The 20,973-nt window shown below is 62.1% G+C and carries 13 protein-coding genes; 10 read left to right on the top strand and 3 right to left on the bottom strand.

What is annotated here, in order from left to right; genetic code table 11:
* Positions 1–10 precede the first annotated feature (10 nt).
* Both ABZ728_RS15055 and ABZ728_RS15050 read right to left on the bottom strand, forming a co-directional pair.
* Positions 11–1,573, bottom strand: a complete 1,563-nt coding sequence (locus ABZ728_RS15055; RefSeq protein ID WP_366657039.1) for a hydantoinase B/oxoprolinase family protein — start codon at positions 1,571–1,573, stop codon at positions 11–13.
* Positions 1,570–3,654 carry a hydantoinase/oxoprolinase family protein gene (locus tag ABZ728_RS15050; protein ID WP_366657038.1) on the bottom strand — a complete coding sequence of 695 codons (2,085 nt, stop codon included), beginning with the start codon at positions 3,652–3,654 and terminating at the stop codon, positions 1,570–1,572. The genes ABZ728_RS15055 and ABZ728_RS15050 overlap by 4 nt, the downstream gene beginning before the upstream one ends.
* A 133-nt stretch (positions 3,655–3,787) precedes the next feature.
* Between ABZ728_RS15050 and ABZ728_RS15045 the strand changes: the two genes are divergently transcribed.
* Genes ABZ728_RS15045 through ABZ728_RS15035 form a run of 3 tightly spaced genes read left to right on the top strand, consistent with a single transcriptional unit; the run spans position 3,788 to position 7,391 of the window.
* Positions 3,788–4,270: a (2Fe-2S)-binding protein gene (locus ABZ728_RS15045; RefSeq protein ID WP_366657037.1), complete on the top strand. Its 483-nt coding sequence runs from the start codon at positions 3,788–3,790 to the stop codon at positions 4,268–4,270.
* A complete protein-coding gene (locus ABZ728_RS15040) occupies positions 4,267–5,250 on the top strand; it encodes a xanthine dehydrogenase family protein subunit M (protein ID WP_366657036.1) in 984 nt (327 codons plus the stop codon). The genes ABZ728_RS15045 and ABZ728_RS15040 overlap by 4 nt, the downstream gene beginning before the upstream one ends.
* On the top strand, positions 5,247–7,391 hold the full coding sequence (locus ABZ728_RS15035) for a xanthine dehydrogenase family protein molybdopterin-binding subunit (RefSeq protein ID WP_366657035.1): 2,145 nt from the start codon (positions 5,247–5,249) through the stop codon (positions 7,389–7,391). Before ABZ728_RS15040 ends, ABZ728_RS15035 begins: the two co-directional genes overlap by 4 nt.
* 18 nt (positions 7,392–7,409) lie before the next feature.
* Here the strand turns inward: ABZ728_RS15035 and ABZ728_RS15030 are convergent, their stop codons facing one another.
* Positions 7,410–8,384 carry a sugar-binding transcriptional regulator gene (locus ABZ728_RS15030; protein ID WP_366657033.1) on the bottom strand — a complete coding sequence of 325 codons (975 nt, stop codon included), beginning with the start codon at positions 8,382–8,384 and terminating at the stop codon, positions 7,410–7,412.
* Between the two features lie 556 nt (positions 8,385–8,940).
* On the opposite strand from ABZ728_RS15030, the gene ABZ728_RS15025 reads away from it, so the two are divergent.
* From ABZ728_RS15025 to ABZ728_RS14995, 7 genes are all read left to right on the top strand, one after another.
* Positions 8,941–10,410, top strand: a complete 1,470-nt coding sequence (locus ABZ728_RS15025; RefSeq protein ID WP_366657032.1) for a flagellin — start codon at positions 8,941–8,943, stop codon at positions 10,408–10,410.
* A gap of 182 nt (positions 10,411–10,592) precedes the next feature.
* Positions 10,593–12,740 carry a tetratricopeptide repeat protein gene (locus ABZ728_RS15020; RefSeq protein WP_366657031.1) on the top strand — a complete coding sequence of 716 codons (2,148 nt, stop codon included), beginning with the start codon at positions 10,593–10,595 and terminating at the stop codon, positions 12,738–12,740.
* A complete protein-coding gene (locus tag ABZ728_RS15015) occupies positions 12,737–13,672 on the top strand; it encodes a UDP-glucuronic acid decarboxylase family protein (protein WP_366657030.1) in 936 nt (311 codons plus the stop codon). The genes ABZ728_RS15020 and ABZ728_RS15015 overlap by 4 nt, the downstream gene beginning before the upstream one ends.
* Before the next feature lie 34 nt (positions 13,673–13,706).
* Positions 13,707–14,441 carry an FkbM family methyltransferase gene (locus ABZ728_RS15010; protein WP_366657029.1) on the top strand — a complete coding sequence of 245 codons (735 nt, stop codon included), beginning with the start codon at positions 13,707–13,709 and terminating at the stop codon, positions 14,439–14,441.
* Between the two features lie 65 nt (positions 14,442–14,506).
* Positions 14,507–15,817, top strand: a complete 1,311-nt coding sequence (gene purB, locus ABZ728_RS15005; protein WP_366657028.1) for an adenylosuccinate lyase — start codon at positions 14,507–14,509, stop codon at positions 15,815–15,817.
* A gap of 209 nt (positions 15,818–16,026) precedes the next feature.
* Complete coding sequence (locus ABZ728_RS15000; protein WP_366657027.1) at positions 16,027–17,166, top strand: Fic family protein; 1,140 nt, start codon at positions 16,027–16,029, stop codon at positions 17,164–17,166.
* An 89-nt stretch (positions 17,167–17,255) separates the two neighbouring features.
* Positions 17,256–20,900 (top strand): SIR2 family protein, encoded by a 3,645-nt coding sequence (locus tag ABZ728_RS14995; protein WP_366657026.1) that lies wholly within the window; start codon positions 17,256–17,258, stop codon positions 20,898–20,900.
* Positions 20,901–20,973 lie beyond the last annotated feature (73 nt).

Below are 20,973 nucleotides of genomic sequence, written 5' to 3'. Positions count from 1 at the left end.
AACGATATTACTACTCGGACTTACGGCCGAGCCCTCCGCCGCCGGGCGTTTCAATGGCCAGGCTGTCCCCGGCCGGAATCGTCTGCGTTCCCTTGCCGCGCAAGCGGGCACCTGACCCCAGAGCGACACTGCCCGGCAGGCCATCGGCGCCGCCGTCAGCACCGCGCGCTGGATAATCGATTCGATCGAACGCTGCCAGCAAGGTCATGGCCCGGCCGTGCCGATGTGCGATTTCAATCGACTGGCCGTCGCCGCCGCGCGTCAACCCGGTACCGCCGGAACCGGGGCGCAGTTCCTTGCGCCGGATGACAATTGGCGCCACCGTTTCCATGATCTCCACCGAACTGCCCTTGACGCCCGACGGAAACGCCGTCGCGGAAAGCCCATCCAGGCCCGGTCGGGCGCCGGTGCCGCCGTTGGAGGTGACCGTCAGAGCGAAGTTTTCGCCGTCGGCTGACGCCATATCGCCGGAAACTCCGCGCAGCGTGATGTTCCACAGGCACGATGTGCCCTCCGCCGGCAGACGACCGGGTATGGCCTGGCGCAAGCAGCCGAAAACCATATCGGGCAGCATCTGGCCAATGACGTGCCGCAGGGCAACCGGCGCCGGCGGTCGGGCGTTGAGAATCGAGCCCTCCGGCGCCCGGGTCTCATAAACCGCCAGCGATCCGGCGTTGTTGGGAACATGGGGTGCCAGGGCGCAGGCCAGCCCGAAACTGGTATAAGCGGCGGTGTAGGTCAGCGGCACATTGATGCCCCGGCCGACCTCCGGCGACGTGCCGGCAAAGTCGACACAGACCCGATCATTCTCGATCGTCGTCGTTGCTGCCAGATCGATCGGATGATCATAGCCGTCAACGCGCATCCTGTACGACCACGATCCGCGCGGCAGGTCTGCCATGGCGCTCAGCACGCCGTTCCGGGACGTCGTCAGGATATAGTCGCCCAGCGCATCCAGATCAGCGATCGCGAATTCGTCCATCATGGCGTTGAGGCGCCGGGCGCCGATCTCGTTGCAGGCGACCAGCGAATGCACGTCGCCGACACTGTCTTCGGGAAGACGCGAGTTGGCGGCGACGATATCCAGGATCGCCTCGTTGATCTCGCCGCCAGTCGCCAGCTTCATGATCGGCAGTCCCAGCCCCTCGGCATAGACGTCCGTGGCGTCCGGCCCGAAGCCCAGCCCGCCGAGATCGGTCAGGTGACTGGTGCAACTGAACAGCGCCACCAGCTTACCGCCACGAAAGACCGGCGTCGTGACCACGAGATCGTTCTTGTGGCCGGTGCCGTCCCACGGATCGTTGGTGATGAAGATATCGCCGTCGCGCATGGTCTCCGGCGGGAAGCGGGTGAAATGCCGGCCGACCGACGCCGCCATGGAATTGACATGCCCCGGCGTGCCGGTCACCGCCTGTGCCAGCATGCGGCCTTTGGGATCGAAAACGCCGGCCGACAGGTCGCCCGCCTCGCGCACGATCGGGCTGAAGGCCGTGCGCAACAGCGTGCGCGCCTGTTCCTCGACCACCGCCAGCAGCCGGTTCCACGAAGTCTGAAGCGTGAGAATATCGGTCATTGTGCTGCCCCCTGGTTGGCGGTCAGAAGCAGAGCGCCCGACGGCAGGAGCTCGGCCCGGACGCCCGCCGGCACGAAAGTGGTCGTCGTTTCCTCGGTGATGACGGCTGGCCCTTCTACCGATTGCCCGGCGGCCAGATCGGCACGGGCGATGACGCCGTCGGCGAGTGCAGCCGGTGATGCCCCGGTCCGGTCGGATTGCTCTGCCCGCCGCTTGCCCGTCTCCTGCAGGAGATCGGCGCCCTCGGCCTCGACGCGCAGCCCCCAGCTCGTCACCTCGACAGAGGCATGCGGCAATGCGCGGCCGAACAATGCGGTATAGGCATCGCGGAACCGCTCGGCCAGCAAGGCCGCGTCGTCGTCGATTAACGCGCGGTCGGGAACATCGACCGGGATCTCGTGCCCCTGGCCGCGATAGCGCATGAAAGCGATGCGGTTGGCCCGTGTCGGTCGGTCGGGGGCGCCGCGCGCCACCACCGCCCCGGCCCGCTCGGCCATGTCGTCATAGAGCGCGGTGACCGCCGCCCCGTCCAGCCGGTCCAGCAGCATCTGCCGTGACACCACGATGTCGAAGGCAACCGGGGCATCGAGAAAGCCCACCGCCGACCCGACCCCGGCATCGCGCGGCACGATCACCCGCGCGATACCCAGCTTGGCCGCCAGCGACGCGGCATGCAGCGGCGCCGCCCCGCCAAAGGCGACCATGGTGAATCGGCCCAGCGACTCGCCATGTTCGGCGGCGTGCGCGCGGGCGGCATTGACCATCGACTCGTCGACCATGGTCTCGATACCGCGCGCCGCGGCGTCGGCATCCAGCCCCAGCGCGGCGCCGATGCCGGTTTCGACCGCCTGGCGCGCGGCCGCTGTATCCAGGGTCAGCGAACCGCCCGCCAGAAGACCCGGGCCCAGTTTACCGAGAACGCTGTCGGCATCGGTCACCGTCGGGCGTGTACCGCCCTGGCCATAGCAGGCCGGACCGGGATCGGCCCCGGCGCTTTCGGGACCGACCGCCAGCCGGCCCAGACTGTCGATGGCCGCGATCGATCCGCCACCGGCGCCGATTTCCACCAGTTCCACCACCGGAATCCGCACCGGCAGTCCGCTGCCCTTGAGGAAGCGGGCGGCGCGATCGACCTCGAAAGTGCGGCCGAGCAGCGGCTGGCCGTCGCGGATCAGGCACAGCTTGGCCGTTGTCCCGCCCATGTCGAAGCTCATGACCGCAGGCTCGCCCTCGTCCCGCGCCAGCCCGGCCGCCAGCACCGCGCCGCCTGCCGGGCCGCTTTCGATCAGCCGGACGGGAAAGTGCCGCGCGTCCTCGACGCCGGTCAGCGCGCCGCTGGAGGTCACCAGCAACAGCGATCCGCTCATCCCGCGTGCGGTCAACGTGTCGTCCAGGCGCCGCAGATAGCCGTCCATCATCGGCCTTACATAGGCATTGACCACCGTCGTCGACAGCCGTTCGTATTCGCGCGCCTCGGGGCTGACCTCGTGCGACAGGCTGACGGGAATGTCCGGCAGCGCGGCCGCCAGTGCGTCGGCCAGGGCCCGTTCGTGGCGGCCGTCGCGATAGGCATGCAGAAAGCCGATGGCGATCGACTCCGGCGCCATTTCCCGCACCCGGGCAACAACGCGCTCGATCTCGGCCTCGGTCAGCCCAACCAGCGCCTCACCGTCGGCCGCCATACGCTCGCGCACAGGCACGATGGCATCATCGGCCACCAGATGCGGCGTGCGCTGGATCATCAGGTCGTACTGATCGAAGCGGCTCTCCATGCCGATCGACAGCACGTCGCGCATACCCTCGGTCACCAGCAGCGCGACCCGCGCGCCCCGGCGTTCCAGAACCGCATTGGTCGCCAGCGTGGTACCGTGGATGATGGCGCCGATTTCCGATGCCATCCGGCCACCGGCCGCCAGAACGCGGTCGAGCGCCTGCAAAAAGCCGTCCTCAGGCGCGGCCGGCGTCGTCAACACCTTGGCAACAATGTCGCTGTTCGCGGCACTGGCGTCAGTTCCGGCATCCCGAAGTACGGCATCGGTGAACGTGCCGCCGATATCGATCGCAACCTTGACCCTGCTCATCCGGCGCCTTTCCGTTTGGTCTCGAAGAATCGCCAGCGACGGTAGCGGGTGGCGCGCCCGGGGTCCATGCCTCGCTGTGGAACAGATGCGCCCCGCGACGGTTCCGGCAGGAACGAAGCGGAGCAAGCCGGCGATGACGAACGACGACAAAGAGATCGAGATCACGCTGTCAGTGAATGGTCAGCAGCGCCGCGTCCGGGTCGACCCGCGCACGACGCTGCTGGACGCGTTGCGCGACAGGCTGAAGCTGACCGGCACGAAGAAGGGCTGCGGCCTGGGCCAATGCGGCGCCTGCACGGTGCTGGTCGACGGGCGGCGAATCGTCTCGTGCCTGACGCTGGGCGCCATGAACGACGGCCGCGCGGTCACGACGATAGAGGGGCAGGCCGAGGGTCGTCTCGACCGTATCCAGGCCGCGTTCGTCGAGCACGACGCCTTTCAGTGCGGCTATTGCACACCCGGGCAGATCATGTCGGCGGCGGGCCTGATCGCCGAGGGACGCGCAAGCTCGGACAGCGAAATCCGCGAAGGCATGAGCGGCAATCTCTGCCGCTGCGGCGCCTATACCAACATCGTGGCAGCGGTGCGCGCAGCCGCCGGGGAGAGTGGCACATGAACCCGTTCAGCTATTCCCGCGTCACAGATGCCGCCGATGCGATCAGCCGCGTTCGCGACGGACGCGGGGCGCGATGCATCGCCGGCGGCACCGATTTGCTGCAGTTGCTGCAGGAACGCGTCGAGGATGCCGATGAACTGCTGGACCTGAACGATCTGCCGATACGCGGCATTTCCAGCAGCATCGACGGCATCCATATCGGCGCGCTGACGACGCTGGCTGATGTCGCCGATGATCCGACCGTTCGTGACCAGCTTCCCGTCGTTGCCGAGGCGCTGGGCGAGACCGCCTCGCCCCAGGTCAGGAATATGGCGACCATGGGCGGCAATCTGCTGCAACGGACCCGCTGCCCGTATTTTCGCGACCGGGCGGTTCCCTGCAACAAGCGCGACCCCGGAACCGGCTGCCCGGCGATCGACGGGCAGAACCGCATGCACGCCATTTTCGGTGGCAGCGAACACTGCATCGCCGTTCAGCCGTCCGATCTGGCGGTCGCCCTGGTCGCGCTGGACGCCGAGATACTGGTTTCGAGCGGAACCGAACGCAGCATCAAGGTCGAGGACCTTTACCGGCTGCCGGGCGAGACACCCCATGTCGATACCGTCCTCGACCCGGGCGAGATCATCACCGCGATCGTCATCCCGGCCTCCGCCACAAAGCTGCGCTCTCGCTATTTCAAGGTGCGCGACCGGGCGAGCTTCGAGTGGGCGCTGGCTTCGGCGGCGGTCGCCATCGATGTCGATCCCGACGGGCGGGTGCAGGACCTGCGCATCGCGGTCGGCGGCGTGGCGACGAAACCGTGGCGGCTGCGTAACGTCGAAGCGGCACTGGCCAACCGCGTCCTCGACGCCGAGGCGATTTTCGAAGCCCGCGGGCTGGCAGCGGGCGGCGCAGAATCGCACGGGCGCAATGCCTATAAGGTGCCAATGCTGCAGGGTATCGTGGCGCGCGCGCTGTCAGTGGTCGGAGAGCGGACATGAGCACGATCGTCGGAACCCCCGTCAGCAGGGTCGACGGCCCGGCGAAAGTCACCGGCACCGCGCGCTATGCCGCGGAATTCGACCTGCCCAATCTCGCCTATGGCGCGATCGTGTCCAGCACGGTCGCTGCCGGGCGGATAGCAGAGATCGACGCGGCAGAAGCGGAACAGGCGCCCGGTGTCATCACCGTGCTTCACCACGGAAATGCGCCGCGCCTGCCCTATCGCGCGCGCGACCCGCGACCGCCGGTAGACCCCGCCACCGGTCGAGAATTGCGGGTTTTCCAGGACGACGGCATCGTCTTCTCCGGCCAGCCGGTGGCCGTGGTCGTCGCCGATACACCCGAGCGGGCGACCCATGCGGCTGATCTCGTGCGGGTGCGCTATGAAGCCGCCGAGGCGCGAAACCAATTCGATGTCGAGCGCGGCCGCCAGCCGAACAAGCCGAACGCCGAGCGCGGGCAGGCGGACGACGCCATCGCGGCGGCGGCGGCATCGGTCGATGCCCGTTACGTTCAGGCGCGCGAACATCACAACGCGATCGAACCCCATGCGACCATCGCCGCCTGGGAGGGCGAGAACCTGACGCTCTACGACAAGACGCAGTGGGTGATGAATGCCCGCGCGGCGATCGCCCATGTCTTCGGCATCGACGAGGCGAAGATCCACGTCGTGTCGCCCTATGTCGGAGGGGCCTTCGGATCGGCATTGCGAGTCTGGCCGCATGTCACCGTTGCCGCTCTGGCCGCTCGCGCCGCCGGCCGGCCCGTCCGGGTCGAGTTGAGCCGGCGCGAGCTCTACACCTCGACTGGCTTTCGGCCGCACACGGAACAGCGGGTCGCCCTCGGCGCCGACCGTGACGGGCGCCTGACCGGCATCGTCCACGAGGCATGGGGCCAGACTTCGACCTACGAGGATTACACCGAGCCGACATTGGAACCGCCGCAGAACACCTATGCCTGCGCCAATGTCCGCACCGGCTATGAGCTGGTGGAGATGAACACCAACACGCCCTGCCCGATGCGGGCGCCGGGCGTCATCACCGGCTTGCTCGCGCTGGAATCGGCAATGGACGAACTCGCCGTCACACTGGGCATGGACCCGTTGGCGCTGCGCCTGCGCAATATGGCCGAGTTTGATCAGAAAAAGGACCTGCCCTGGTCGAGCAACGAATTGCGCGCCTGCTATGAAACCGCCGCCGCGCGTTTCGGCTGGGCAAAGCGCAGGTCCGACCCGGGGTCGATGCGCCAGGGCCGTCTCAGGGTCGGCTGGGGCATGGCAACGGCGATTTATCATGCCCAGCGGTCACCAGCCTCGGCCTCGGCGACCATCTATGCCAATGGCACGGCCGTCATCCGCAGCGCCGCGTCGGATATGGGACCGGGTACCTATACGTCGATGACGCAGATCGCAGCAGAGTCGCTCGACCTCCCGATCGAGCAGGTTCGCTTCGAACTCGGCGACACCGATTTTCCGAACGCCCCGGTGCATGGCGGCTCGATCACCATGGCCAGCGTCGGCAACGGCGTCGCCGCCGCCTGCCGGGCGCTGAAGAATCGCCTGGCCGATCTGGGCCGCAAGACCGAACCCGGCCCTGATGGAGACGGGGCTACGCTCACCTATGCCGAGATACTGCGCCGCAACAATATGGAATCTCTGGACGCGACCGAACAGGCCAGCCCCGGAAAAGAAGCCGAGACCCATGCCAGTTCAGCGTTCGGCGCCGTTTTTGCCGAAGTTCTGGTCGATCCCGACCTCGGCACTATCCGCGTGCCACGGATGGTCGGTGCCTATGACGTCGGGCGCGTCATCAATCCGAAGATCGCGCACAGCCAATGCATCGGTGGACTGGTCGGCGGCTTGGGAATGGCTCTGCTGGAAGAAGCGGAGTGGGACCCGCGCTTTGGCCGGGTCATGAACGCCAATCTGGCGGAGTATCTGGTGCCGGTCTCGGCCGATATTCGGGAACTGGACGTGACTTTCGTGCCCAGCGACGACCGGACCTTCAACCCCCTTGGCGCCAAGGGATTGGCCGAAGTCGCGATCTGCGGCGTGGCGCCGGCGATCGCAAACGCGGTCTACCACGCAACGGGCAAGCGCATCCGCGAGTTCCCGATCACGCCGGAGCGGATACTGGCCTGAGCGTTGAAATTCGGCTGATCACTCTGACTGCAGAATGGCGCGGGCCGTCGCCTCGTCCGTGATCAGGCCGTTGGCGAGCCGCCCGCCCAATGCGGCCCGGATCGGCGCGACCTTGGGCTGCCCGGCCCCGACGACGACGGACGCATTGCGCGGTTTCACCATCAGCGGCACGGATGTCAGCCGGTCGTGATAGCCGCCATCGAGCACCCGGCCGTCAGCGTCGAAGGTCCAGCCCCGCATTTCTCCGACACCGCCGAGGGCGACCATTTCGTTGAGTTCCGCCTCGCCTATGAAGCCGTCGACAACCAGCGGCGAGTCGACCGCCAGATGGCTGATCCCCATGATGTGGATCTCGGCTTCCTCCAGCAAACTGCTGATCATCGAGAAACTGCGCTGCTTTTGAAGCATCTCGCGTTCCGCCGCCGTGTCGGTGACCACGGGCATGGGCAGCAGAAAGCACGGCGCCTCGATACGGTCGGCCAGCCGCATCAGCACCTCGTACGGGCTCGCCCGGCCATCGCGGGCGATATTTCCGACCAGCGAGACGATCTTGTGTTGCGGCCGCGACACCGTCTGCACCTGGCGGACCGCCTCGCGCAGCGTCCGCCCGGTGCCGATCCCGACGGTGATGCCGTCCTTCTGCGACAGCAACCCTTCCAGCAGCTGCGCGGCGGCGATGCCGACGCCCAGCCTGTTGCCGTCGCTGGCGCTGTCGGTCGGCACGACCTCACTGATCTTCAGGTCGAACCGCTCGCGCAGCCGCTCGGCAAGCTCGAAGCACGGGCCCAGTTCGTGATCCAGGCGGAACTTGATCAGCCGCTCGGACAGGGCCAGCGCGATAAGCCGCTGAACATTCTGGCGCGAGACGCCCAGTTCCGAGGCGATGTCGTCCTGCGTCCGGCTGCCGATATAATAAAGCCACGCCGCCCGCGCCGCCGTGTCGAGGCGCCGGCGCAACTGCGGATCGACTGACTTGTGGGCGCGCGTGGTCATGATGCCGAATCCCCGATCGAACTGCTTGCTTTGGTGGCGGCCGAGACATAGCGCATGCGGGCGGATCAGCAAAGCGTGAGCATTTGCTCTCGTGCGCCCACGCCCGGGAATTGGTGACGGTGGAAACGCGGCCCACACCCCTACTGATATCCAATCCCCGTGTGCGCTGCAGCATATAATGCTGCTGCGCAGACCCGGGGTCGCGATCCGCAGAAGCCCGGCTCGCGCTTCGCCCGTTAGAAGTTGCTGTGCGAGATCCCGGGTCGCTACGCGCCCGGGAATTGGTCAGGGTGGCAACGCGTGCCCACGCCCTTATCAACATCCAATCCCCGTGCGCGCTGCAGCATAAAATGCTGCTGCGCAGACCCGGGGTCTGGCCCCGCATGAGCCCGACCAGTGTCGCAGCCCCAAACCTACCCTTCGATTTCTATACCTTCGTTTACGAATTGTTAGGTTCCTAGGGAATATTTTCGTGCGGTCACCCGGTCGCCGAGCGGCCGCGGGACGGGGTTCAGAATGAACCCCCCTTCATCGCGAAAACATGCGAGGCCAAAAAATGTCGAATTCCATTCTCACCAATGTCGGCGCACAGGCAGCCCTTCAGAATCTGCGCTCCGTCGGCAAGAATATTGGTCAGGTCCAGGAACGTATCTCCACCGGCCTCAAGGTCGGCAACGCCAAAGACAACGCCTCGGCGTTCTCGGTTGCTCAGACCATGCGCGCTGACATCGCCAGCTTCAAATCAATTGGCGAAGGCCTTTCGGTTTCCCAGAGCACGGTTTCGGTCGCCCGTTCGTCCGCCGAACAGGTTTCCGACGTGATCAAGGAAATCCGCACCCTGATCACCGACGCCGAGAACCCCGCCGTCAGCAACGACAAGGTTCAGGCGGACATCGACCAGCGCATCAGCCAGATCGAGAGCATCGTCGGCGGCGCCCAGTTCAACGGCGTCAATCTGTTGACGGATTCCGGCACCGAGCGTCTGCTGTCCTCGATCGACCGGGCCGGGGAAAATGTGTCGGCCAGCTACATCAACGCCAATCGCTCCGACCTTCGCATTAATGGCGGTCTGGGCATGCTCGACAATATGCGTGTCGCCGACAGCCGCGGTGCGGAAATCGTCGACCGCGCCCCGTCAAGCGAAGCTCAGGACGAACGGGTCGTCATCGATCTCGGCGGGCTCGACGGATCATCTGCCGGCGATCTGGAAATCAGTATCGGCGGTACGGCCACGACGTATACAGTGGCAGCCGGCGACACTGCAGAAGATGTGCTTCAGGGTCTGGCATCCGCGCTTGGTGGTTCGGTCGACTCCGCGTCGGTCCAGAACGGCCGCATCGTGGTTGAAGACGCGGCGGCGCTGGAAGTATCCAACCTTTCGACGCCGGCGTCGTTCACAGGCGGTGCAAGCTTCGACTACCAGAACCTTGCCCTCGCCGCTGATGAAACCGGCGCCCTGCTGCGGACCGGTGAAGCCCCCGACGACGGCTCCGTCGTCCGGTTCTCGGCAAACGGCAACGATTACCGGATTTCCATAGATAGCGCCGGCACCGCCAGCACCTTCCAGGAAGACTCCGGCGTATTCGAAGCCGCTGCGTCGAATATGACCGATGTCATTGACGCCATCGACTCCGTAACCGGCCTCACCGGCACCGCGGCTTCGGCGGACAGCAGCGGCCTGCTGAGAATCGTAGCTGACCAGGACACGACGTTGTCGAACGTCACGTTCAAGACTGGCACGGGCGACGACTTCCAGACGCTTCTGGGTCGGGTCGAAAGCGCGTTGCAAACCGCTACCGGCGCTGCTGCCGAATTCGGTTCGGTCCAACAGCGTTTGGAACTCCAGCAGGACTTCGTTACCAACCTGACCGATGCCCTCGACGCCGGCGTCGGCGCTCTGGTCGATGCCGACATGGCGGAAGAATCCGCCCGGCTTCAGGCTCTGCAGGTGCAGCAGCAGCTCTCCACGCAGGCCCTGTCGATCGCTAACAGCCAGCCTCAGAACATCCTGTCGCTGTTCCGTTAATCTCCGCATCCAGCTTCCACTTCGGCTGGTCGCTATCCGGGCCGTCCCGATATACTCGGGGCGGCCTTTTTTTAACCAACGCGCCCACCCGGACCTGAGTCCAGCCCTCTCCTAAACTCATTGTTTACGTTCGGCGTTTAACATCATCGAGTTGATTGGTTGGCCATTCCTGGGACGGTTCCATGCTTCGCAGCTCAGTTCACGATCATACGGTCTCAACCGTGCCGACGCGCGAACCCAGATACGAAAAAAAGGGTCTGAAGGCCCATCGGCAACTGGCCGAAGTCCAGGCATTGCAGGAGGCCGGGCAACTCGATGAAGCCCTGAAAAAGGCCCGGTCATTCGTCGCAAAGAACAAGAAGGAGCCCGCCGGCTGGCGAAATCTCGGCCGTGTCCTGATCGACACCAGGCAATGGGCTGAGGCGAAACGGGCGCTCGACAGGGCGAACGCCCTCGCCCCGGACAATCCGTCGACACTGATCAATCTCAGCCTTGCCAGCTATCACCTCGACCAATTCGAAGCCGCCAGATCGTTTGGCCAGCAGGCCACCGCGATCGAGCCGGAAAATCCCCTGGCGCTCAACAATCTCGGCATGGCGCTGATCAAGCTTGACGATTTCGACAATGCCGCGCTCGTCCTCAGGCGGGCGCTATCGGTCCGGCCCGATCTGGCGCCGGCGCTGTCCAACTATGGCGCGGCCCTCAACCGTCTCGGGCAGTTTTCCGAGGCGCTGGATGTGCTGATGGCCGCCCTGAAATTGAACAAGAGCGATCCGTATACATTCGTGAATATCGGCAACAGCCTGCGCTTTCTGGGCCGCGACTCCAACGCGATCGACATGTACAATCAGGCACTGGCGTTGGATCCGGGCATGAAAGAAGGCTCGGTCAATATCTGTAATGTCTATAACAAGAACAATCTCTTCGACGCATCCTTCACCATTTCCTCCGAACTGATCGAACGTGAGCCGAAATACGTCAAGGCCCACTCCGTCATGGCCGATTCGCTTATCGGTCTTGGACGGATAGACGACGCGAAGGCTGCCGCCGAATCGGTCATCGCGATCGAGCCGGCATCCATAACAGCACAAGCCCTGCTGGTTTCGCTCGCGGCGCGCGCCGACGACTATGACGCCGCCGACTATCTGCGGGCGGCGCGGCGTTTTAGCGATCTCCACGACATTTACCGCCCGGACGTATTGGCGAATCCTGCGGATGACGCGGCCAAACTGCGGATCGGCTTTATCGGCGGCGACTTCCGGCGTCATCCGGTCGGTTACTTCCTCAAGCAACTGTTCACGGAATATGACCGAGAGCGGTTCGCGTTCTTCATCTATCACAATGCCGTCGAATACGACGACCTGTCGGACTTCTTCGTCGAGAATTCAGCCGCCTTCCGCAACATCAACAACAAGCTGGACCGCAAGGTTGCGCAGGAAATCGCCGACGACAGGCTCCACATTCTGATCGATCTCGCGGGTTATACGAAATATACGCGCCTCAGTGCCCTCGTCCACAAGCCGGCACCGGTCCAGATGACATGGCTCGGCTACTATGCCTCGACCGGCGTAAGCGAAGTCGACTACATTCTGGCCGATCCGTATGTCGTCCCGGACGACTGTGAAGCCGAATTCTCCGAAGCTGTCCTGCGTTTTCCAGACTCCTACCTCTGCTTCTCCGAACCCGACTGCGACGTTCCGGTCAGGCCAGCGCCGGTGAGCGAGAACGGCATGGTCACCTTTGGGTCGTTCAACAATCTGAACAAGGTGACTGATAACGTCCTTGCCCTTTGGGCCAGGGTCCTGAAGGCGACGCCCGGCTCGCGCCTGATGCTCAAGACGATGCTGCTGAACCGGCAGGATCACCGAGAACGCATCACTCAGCGCTTTGCAGCCGAAGGCATCGACCTCGACCGCCTGATCCTGGAAGGCCCCAGCCCCCGGGAGGCACTGCTTGACGCCTATAACAAGGTCGATATCGCGCTGGACCCGTTTCCCTATGGCGGCGGCACCACCAGCGCCGAGGCGCTATGGATGGGCGTACCCGTGCTGACCAAGCGCGGCGACCGGTTCCTGGCCCGGATGGGCGGTTCGATCGTCAGCAATGTCGGCCTCGGCGATTGGGTCGCCGAAGACGACGACGACTATGTCGCCAAGGCGGCGGCATTCGCGACGGACGCGGCCGGGCTGATCGACCTTAAACGCGGCTTGCGGCAGCGCGTTCTGGCCTCGCCGCTGTTCGACGGGCGCAACTTCGCCCGCAAGTTCGAGACACTCATGACATCGGCCTGGGACGCCTATCGGGCGCGCAACGACGGGGAAGGCCGATGAACGGAAGCATTCTCGTCACCGGCGGTGCGGGGTTTCTCGGCTCGCACCTCTGCGACGCGCTGATTGCACGTGGCAACGATGTGGTCGCCGTCGACAACTTCTATACGGGCAGCAAGGACAACCTGAGCGGCGCCATCGACAGCAGGCGTTTCGAGTTGATGCGTCACGATATCTGGCTACCGCTGTTCATCGAAGTCGATCGGATATTCAATCTCGCCTGCCCGGCCAGCCCGATCCATTACCAGAACGATCCCGTGGCAACGGTCAAGACTTCCGTGCTCGGGGCGATCAACATGCTCGGCCTCGCCAAGCGCCGAAAGGCCCGCATTCTGCAAGCCTCCACCAGCGAGGTGTACGGCGATCCGCAGATTCATCCGCAACCGGAAACCTATTGGGGCCATGTCAATCCGATTGGCCCCAGGGCCTGCTACGACGAGGGGAAGCGCTGCGCCGAAACCCTGTTTTTCGACTACCACCGCCAGCACAACGTCGACATTCGCGTGATGCGGATATTCAACACTTATGGGCCGCGCATGCATCCCCGCGACGGGCGGGTTGTCAGCAATTTCATCATCCAGGCGCTCAACAACGAAGACATCACCATTTACGGCGACGGATCCCAGACCCGGTCCTTCTGCTATGTCGACGACATGATCAAGGGCATGCTCGCCTTCATGGATCAGGACGCCCATGTCGGTCCGTTGAACGTCGGCAATCCGCATGAAATCACGGTGCGCGATCTGGCCGAAACGATCATCGAGCTGACGGATTCGCGCAGCCGCATCGACTTCCGCGACCTTCCGGCCGACGATCCGCTGCAGCGCAAGCCCGACATAGCGCAAGCGACCGAGACGATGAACTGGCAACCGACGGTCGGCCTGCACGACGGATTGCAGGAGACGATCCGATACTTCCGGTGGCTTCTCGGCTGATTGCAGACAGGTAAGGTCAAGGGCAGGATGGGCGATGAAGGGCATAACGAAATACAATTCCAAGATCATATCCGAGGTGCTGGGCGGAAAGTCCTATGCGCTGTCGGCACTGGATCACCTTGCCGACAGTCCGGTCTGTGTCGATCTCGGCGCGAATATCGGCGCGTTCAGCCTTGCCTGCAAAGTCTGGCGCCCCGACGCGCGGCTGATCTCCGTTGAACCGGATCCGGCGTGTTTCGGGTTCTTGCAGAGCAACCTGTCGGACTTTGCCGACGCGGACCTGCGCAACATCGCGATTTCGGACACCACTGGATCGGTGCGCCTGAATGTCGGCCGCAACGACAGCGTCATGAATTCCATCTTTGCCGGCGCCATGGCCGACGACGCCAGAAGCGTCGAGGTTCGGTCGTTCGGGGCGCGCGAGTTTCTTGATGATGTCCTCTCGACCTATGGCCGGATCGACCTTTTGAAAGCGGACATAGAGGGTGCGGAATGGCATCTCGCCAATCTGCCCGGTGGTATTCTTGCCTCTATTCCGCTCATCTTCATGGAATACCATTCGGCCCGGTTCGTCGCCGAATTCCTGCCGTCGATGCTGACTTCGCATTGCCTGATCAGCGGTTCCATCCGGTTTCCGCACCGGGGCGAACTGGCACTGCTGCGACAAGACCTGATACCGGCCGACCAGGCAGCGTTTGAAATCATGCCCGATCTCGGGTCGGCTGCGCGACGCGATCGCCCCGACCGGCCGCGGATCACGCGAAAATAAGTTAATCCGGCGCGGCGGATCGTGTATCAGCGAGGCACAGGCCCGGTACCGACAGGAGTTGATCGATGATCCCCCGCTATAGCCGCCCCGAAATGACCCGCATCTGGGAGCCGGAAAACAAGTTCCGCATCTGGTTCGAGATCGAGGCCCATGCCTGCGACGCCCAGGCTGAGTTGGGCGTCATTCCGAAATCGGCAGCCCAGACTGTCTGGAAATACGGCAAGTGGGAGATCGATCGCATCGACGAGATCGAGCGCGAGACCAAGCACGACGTCATCGCCTTCCTGACCAATCTGGCCGAACATGTCGGCGACGACGCCCGTTTCGTCCATCAGGGCATGACATCGTCCGACGTGCTCGACACGACGCTCGCCGTCCAGATGACGCAGGCCGCCGACCTGCTGCTGGCCGATCTCGACCAGTTGCTGGCGGCCCTCAAGGATCGGGCGGTCGAGCACCGGTACACGGCCACCATCGGCCGCAGCCACGGCATCCATGCCGAGCCGACGACATTCGGCCTGAAGCTGGCCGGCCACTATGCCGCGTTCGCCCGCAACCGCGAGCGGCTGGCGGCGGCGCGAGCCGACATCGCCACCTGCGCCATTTCGGGCGCCGTGGGCACCTTCGCCAACATCGACCCCCATGTCGAAGCCCATGTGGCGGAGAAAATGGGGCTGAGCGTCGAGCCGATTTCCACCCAGGTCATTCCCCGCGACCGGCATGCGGCCTTTTTCGCCGTGCTGGGCGTCATCGCTTCGTCGATCGAGAACCTGTCGACCGAGATCCGCCACCTTCAGCGTTCCGAAGTGCTGGAGGTCGAGGAGTATTTCTCGGCGGGACAAAAGGGCTCGTCGGCCATGCCGCACAAGCGCAACCCCGTGCTGACCGAGAACCTGACCGGAATCGCGCGGGTCGTGCGGGCCGCCGTGGTCCCGGCGATGGAAAACGTCACGCTGTGGCACGAGCGCGATATCAGCCATTCGTCGGTCGAACGGGTGTTCGGGCCGGATGCGACCATCGCGCTGGATTTCGCGCTCGCGCGGCTTACCGGCGTCATCCGCAATCTGGTCGTCTATCCCGAGACCATGAAGGCCAATCTCGACCGGCTGGGTGGTCTGGTGTTCTCGCAGCGGGTATTGCTGGCGCTGACCCAGGCAGGCATGAGCCGCGAGGACGCCTATATGGCCGTGCAGCGCAACGCCATGCCGGTCTGGCGGGGCGAAGGCAAGTTCCTGGATCTGCTGCTGAAGGACGAGGCGATCTCCGCCATCATCGAGCCGGAAGCGATCGAAAAGCTGTTCAATCTCGACTTCCACATGAAACATGTGGACACGATCATGAAGCGCGTCTTCGGAGAACCGACACCAGCGGCATAGTGCCATCCTGTTTGCATACCGTATCGGCCGGGGTTTCAGACGATCCCGGCCGTGGGCCGCCGCACAGGCCCAGCAATAGCCGCACCGAGATCCTGCTCCCGATTTTCCGGTGGCCATTTCTCCACCATACAGTCGGTGATGCATAGAGCTTCTTGCTATAACTCATGATATGCGGAATTATTGAGTTATAGGAGGAGAGGCTATAGCTCATGGTTTGGAACTGGCAACAAACTGATTGGCCGGAATTCCGCTACGATAGCGCGGCACTGGCATCGCTGGAGGAGACATTCCTGCTCCGGGCCGGCGAGTTGTTCGGTGCCTTTCATCATGTGAATCCAAACGATCGTGACACGCTCCGCATCGAACTCATCAGCGACGAGGCGCTGAAAACCTCCGAGATAGAAGGCGAAATTCTCAATCGCGACAGTGTTCAATCGTCGCTGCGTCAGCAAATGGGACTTGATTCCGAAACACGGCGCATACTCCCGGAAGAGCGCGGCATCGCGGAGATGATGGTCACACTTTACCGAACCTACGGCGACAGTCTCACGCACTACGGTCTGTTTTCCTGGCACAAAATGGTGATGGCCGGCCACCGCGATATTCAGATCGTCGGCGGGTACCGCGAACACGACGACCCGATGCAAGTTGTGTCAGGCCCGATCGGCCGCGAGAAGGTCCATTTCGAGGCGCCACCATCGAACCAGATCCGCGCCGAAATGGATGCCTTCATCGAATGGTTCAACGGCAGCGCGCCGGATGGAAAAAGTCCGCGCCCCGCCCTGTTACGCAGTGGCATTGCGCACCTGTACTTTGAAAGCATCCATCCTTTCGAGGACGGCAATGGTCGTATCGGCCGTGCCTTGTCGGAAAAGGCCCTGGCGCAAAATCTTGGCCAGCCGACCCTGATCGCCCTAGCCTACACGATCGAGCGCAACCGCAAAACCTACTACGAGATTCTGGAACGCTCAAACAAGAGCAATGAAATCACGAATTGGCTGGTTTACTTCGCCGAGACGATTCTGGAAGCACAAGCCAACACGCTCACGCGCATCGAGTTCTACATTGCCAAGGCCCGCCTCTATGACCGGCTGCGCGGCAAGCTGAATCCGCGCCAGAAAAAAGCGCTCGCCCGCATGTTCCGCGAAGGCGTCGAAGGTTTCAAGGGCGGCTTGAGCGCGGAGAATTACATTCGCATTACTGGTGCGTCGCGCGCTACCACCACCCGCGATCTACAGGACCTGGTGGACAAGGGCGCACTTACACGCACCGGCGAGCGGCGACATACGCGGTATTGGCTGGCAAACACGCAAACGGACCAATCGCCCATCGAACGACGCGGGGTTTAGGGACACAAGTCTGAAGGCATTGAGATGCGCTGAATGAAGGTTGATGGTTGCAATTGTCTAATTCACCTGTTCCCGAAAAGGTTTTTTGAATGCCCGAGCTGATACAGGATGGACCGGATATCCCGGTCGAACTGATGAACCGTCGAGACGACGGCAACGTCGTCTTTTTCTGTGGGTCCGGTATTTCCGCTCCAACCGGTTTGCCAATGTTTTCTGGTCTTGTATCTGAAATTTACGATCGCACCTCGGAGACTCCAACCGATCTGGAGAAGACACTATGCGGAAACGGTCAATACGACAAAGTTCTCGGACTTCTCGAAGATCGCCTCAATCCGGGCAGGCTTCGCCGAGAGGCGATCGAAATCCTTTCAACGGAGCCTCCAGAGAACTCGCTGGTTACCCATGAGGCCCTTCTCAGCCTGTCACGTAGTGATGACCATGGCATTCGGCTTGTTACAACCAATTTTGACAACCGTTTTGAACTCGCCAGTTCAAATCTCACGATCGACAGCGCTCCGCGACTGCCCCTGCCCAAGCCACACGGCTGGGGCTCACTTGTGCATCTCCATGGTCGCATCAAGGCGGATGACCCTAAAAGCCAAGATCTTGTGATGACTGCGGCGGATTTCGGGCGTGCCTACCTGACGGAACGGTGGGCTTCCCGGTTCATCACCGAGTTGTTCCGCGAATTCACCATCGTGTTTGTGGGTTACAGTCTTAACGACCCTGTTATGTCATATATGGTCGATGCACTCGCGGCGGAACGCAGCCGGGGTGCGCGCTTCCAAGAAGCTTATGCTTTCGCGGATTTCAGAGATGGTGCCAGTGGTCGCAAGCAAGCGGAACTTTCCTGGCAAGGCAAGAACGTCAGGCCAATCCTTTTCAGTGCGGAAGACGGCTTTGGAAAACTTAGCGACACGCTCACCAAATGGGCCGACATCGGCCGGGACCCGATCAAATCCCGTCGTCAGATTGTTTTCGACGAGCTAGGCAAGCTACCGGCCAACGCTGATGACCCAATCGCAAAGCGAGTAACCTGGGCTCTCGCGGATAAGCCCACATCGAAAGCACTCGCCGAAGCCCCAGCGATTACTGACGAAGACGCCTACCCTATTTTGGCTGGATGGCTCAACGTTTTCGATGAAGCCGGACTCATGTCACGTCCGGGAGATACACCTGCCAATGGAACTGCGCATCGTACACCGATCGTCGGTCACGCCTTCACGCAGCACGCCACCAACCACTTGGACGATATCTCGACACGACTGGTCGTTTGGCTTGCTAAGCACCTTCACGTCCCTCAGGTCCTTGGCTGGGCAGCACGCAAAGGTGGATACCTCCACCCCGACTTCCGAGACGAGGTTCGTCGCCGCCTTTCTGTAAAGGACCGCAATGAAAATGGGGTTCCTGAAATTCCGGAGCGACTACGCCTCTTTTGGACCATCCTAATACAAAACAGTCCCGTCGATCACGGCGAGGACCTCTGGTGGGCAGATCTGGTCAGAAACGCCGCATCCGATACCGAGCGCGCGATCGTGGGGCGTGCATTTATCGAGAGCCTACGACCGCACCCCGCTGTAATCCCGGGACCGTCGGAAAATGTGCAATTCAGAAATTTATTTGAAGACACTTCCGCACCGATAACCGCACTGGAAGAATGCGCGCATTTCAAGATGCTTGCAGGGGATGGTAAGCTATATCGTCGTCTGGAGCAACTACCATTTAGAGAAGATTTGCTAGCAGGAAACGCCTTTGTACTTAGCGAACATTTACTTGTTTCTGATAAGTTATTGGTGGATAATGACTCTGGTCTACGACTTCCGCAGTTTTACCGACCCGCCATTGAATCACATGACCAGAACCGGGAAAGGAATGATTGGACTTTCCTAATCGACTTGGCTCGGGACGCATATTTCGCGCTCGCGACGCAAAACGCCACGTACGCCGATCTCTTGATCCGTATGTGGGTCGGGAGCGATATTCCATTGCTGCACCGACTCGCCCTTCATGTCCTTGCGGAAGACCCCAAAGCGGATATCCAGACGGCAACCAAGCTCTTACTGGCTGGCGACCCGCCCTGTGTGTGGTCCGATGAGCTCTACCACGAGGTCATGGTCTTCCTCCGAAAGGCCGGTCACCGGCTTCCCGCCGACGACCTTGGTAAGCTTGTAGAGACAATTAAGGCTGGACCTCCATCTAGGGACACGGAGGACGAAAATGGACAGCTGCGGGCAAGAGAAATCAGAATTCGCCTGGGCAAGCTTGCATCCTCAGGTGCCGCACTCGATGCCGAAGCCAAGATAATAGCTGACGCTTACCAACCTCCGCCGGACGAGCCGTCCGATAGAGACGAGTTCCTTGCCTGGAGTGGCAGCGTTCAATGGATCGGGCCGCACGATCATGTCCGACCCGATTGGCAAAACTCGCCTCCTCTAGATGAACTGATCAACCACGTGCGGCATGACAAAATAACAGAAGATGAATTTGAGGGCATTTGCAGAATTTGGCCCAGCCGCGCTTTCTTCACACTCCGCAAGCTGGCGGATGACGACAACTGGCCCGCAGTGTATTGGCGCCGTTTGTTATGGAGCACGAACGCCCTTCATCGAGAGAAAAAATTTCACCCCAGTCGACTGCGGTACCTTTCAACGCTTCTGTTGACAGCTCCGGAAGATTTTCATGTCGAAATTAGCTCTGCCGTTTCTTTGTTTGTCAAAGATCTTTCTGAAGCACTTCCGGTCGAAGACGAAGTCTCCGTCCGCAATCTTTGGAACAAAGCGTGGAGTTCGATCGTCGATCGATGCGATGTTGGCAGGGACGATGCGCTTACCCAAGCGCTAAACAGTGCCCCTGGTCGCCTTGCTGATGCAGCGTATGACCGCCTTTGGAAATACCAACCAGAAGCGGGTAGGGGTCTGCCTGAGCCTGTCTCCGACTACTTCGATTCTATTGCCAAGTCAACAGCCGGCCGTTTGGGTCGGGTTATGCTAGCCGCGAAACTCTACAGCCTTTTTGCAATCGCGCCGGATTGGACGACCCAGTCCCTGCTACCGTGTATGCGCTGGGGAACCTCCAACGAGGCGCGGGACTTGTGGACAGCATACGCTTGGGCGGCTCGCGCCGGACCGAATCTGCTTGCTGCGATTAAGGCCGACTTCGCGACTGCACTCGGGAAATACGCGGAACTTGGAGAACAGCGATCAAGACTCATCTACTTGTTTCTGGCAGCCAGCCTCGATGAACACACCATTTTCATGCCCGACGAAATTCGGGCCGTGATGGCCAACTTGCCGGAGGACGGGCTGGTCGATGTCGCCCATTTTTTTGAGAAGCGTCTTGGCGCCAACGTGACCGAGCAGGCGGAGAACTGGAGCACCGTCTGCTTCCCTTGGCTACAGGTTTACTGGCCGAAAGCCAAGGAGCGCAATACAACCAAAACATCAATTGCCCTCGTGCAATGCCTAATCAATACAGGTGACGCCTTCCCGGATGCGCTGCGATGGGCAGAGGAATATTTGCGACCGGGCACGGATTACGTGCTTTGGCGCGTTCGAAGAAGTGGCATTCATCAGCGTTGGCCTACCGAAACACTTAAATTGCTTACTCTCATTATTCCGGAAAATGACATCGAACACTCGCACAATCACTCGCTTCAGGAAATACTCAACGAGATGCAAAAAATCGACGAAGGAATCGCGCAGGATAGTCGCTTCATACGCCTTTCTCGACTGTAGGAAAAGCGATGGACCAGCCTAATGCTTTCAGGGCGTAGGTGCAAACCGGGGGTGACAGCGGCTGAACCGAAGG

Origin of the sequence: Fodinicurvata sp. EGI_FJ10296, from assembly GCF_040712075.1 — a bacterium.
Classification (GTDB): Bacteria; Pseudomonadota; Alphaproteobacteria; order DSM-16000; family Inquilinaceae; genus JBFCVL01.
The sequence above is the reverse complement of the archived record's forward strand: the minus strand, read 5'-3'. Positions and strand labels throughout refer to the sequence as shown.

Coding starts and splice junctions, on each gene's coding strand:
- ABZ728_RS15015 (WP_366657030.1), top strand. CDS start 12,737: ATGAACGGAAGCATTCTCGTCACCGGCGGTGCGGGGTTTCTCGGCTCG.
- ABZ728_RS14995 (WP_366657026.1), top strand. CDS start 17,256: ATGCCCGAGCTGATACAGGATGGACCGGATATCCCGGTCGAACTGATG.
- ABZ728_RS15055 (WP_366657039.1), bottom strand. CDS start 1,573: ATGACCGATATTCTCACGCTTCAGACTTCGTGGAACCGGCTGCTGGCG.
- ABZ728_RS15025 (WP_366657032.1), top strand. CDS start 8,941: ATGTCGAATTCCATTCTCACCAATGTCGGCGCACAGGCAGCCCTTCAG.
- ABZ728_RS15030 (WP_366657033.1), bottom strand. CDS start 8,384: ATGACCACGCGCGCCCACAAGTCAGTCGATCCGCAGTTGCGCCGGCGC.
- ABZ728_RS15040 (WP_366657036.1), top strand. CDS start 4,267: ATGAACCCGTTCAGCTATTCCCGCGTCACAGATGCCGCCGATGCGATC.
- ABZ728_RS15000 (WP_366657027.1), top strand. CDS start 16,027: ATGGTTTGGAACTGGCAACAAACTGATTGGCCGGAATTCCGCTACGAT.
- ABZ728_RS15045 (WP_366657037.1), top strand. CDS start 3,788: ATGACGAACGACGACAAAGAGATCGAGATCACGCTGTCAGTGAATGGT.
- ABZ728_RS15050 (WP_366657038.1), bottom strand. CDS start 3,654: ATGAGCAGGGTCAAGGTTGCGATCGATATCGGCGGCACGTTCACCGAT.
- purB (WP_366657028.1), top strand. CDS start 14,507: ATGATCCCCCGCTATAGCCGCCCCGAAATGACCCGCATCTGGGAGCCG.
- ABZ728_RS15020 (WP_366657031.1), top strand. CDS start 10,593: ATGCTTCGCAGCTCAGTTCACGATCATACGGTCTCAACCGTGCCGACG.
- ABZ728_RS15010 (WP_366657029.1), top strand. CDS start 13,707: ATGAAGGGCATAACGAAATACAATTCCAAGATCATATCCGAGGTGCTG.
- ABZ728_RS15035 (WP_366657035.1), top strand. CDS start 5,247: ATGAGCACGATCGTCGGAACCCCCGTCAGCAGGGTCGACGGCCCGGCG.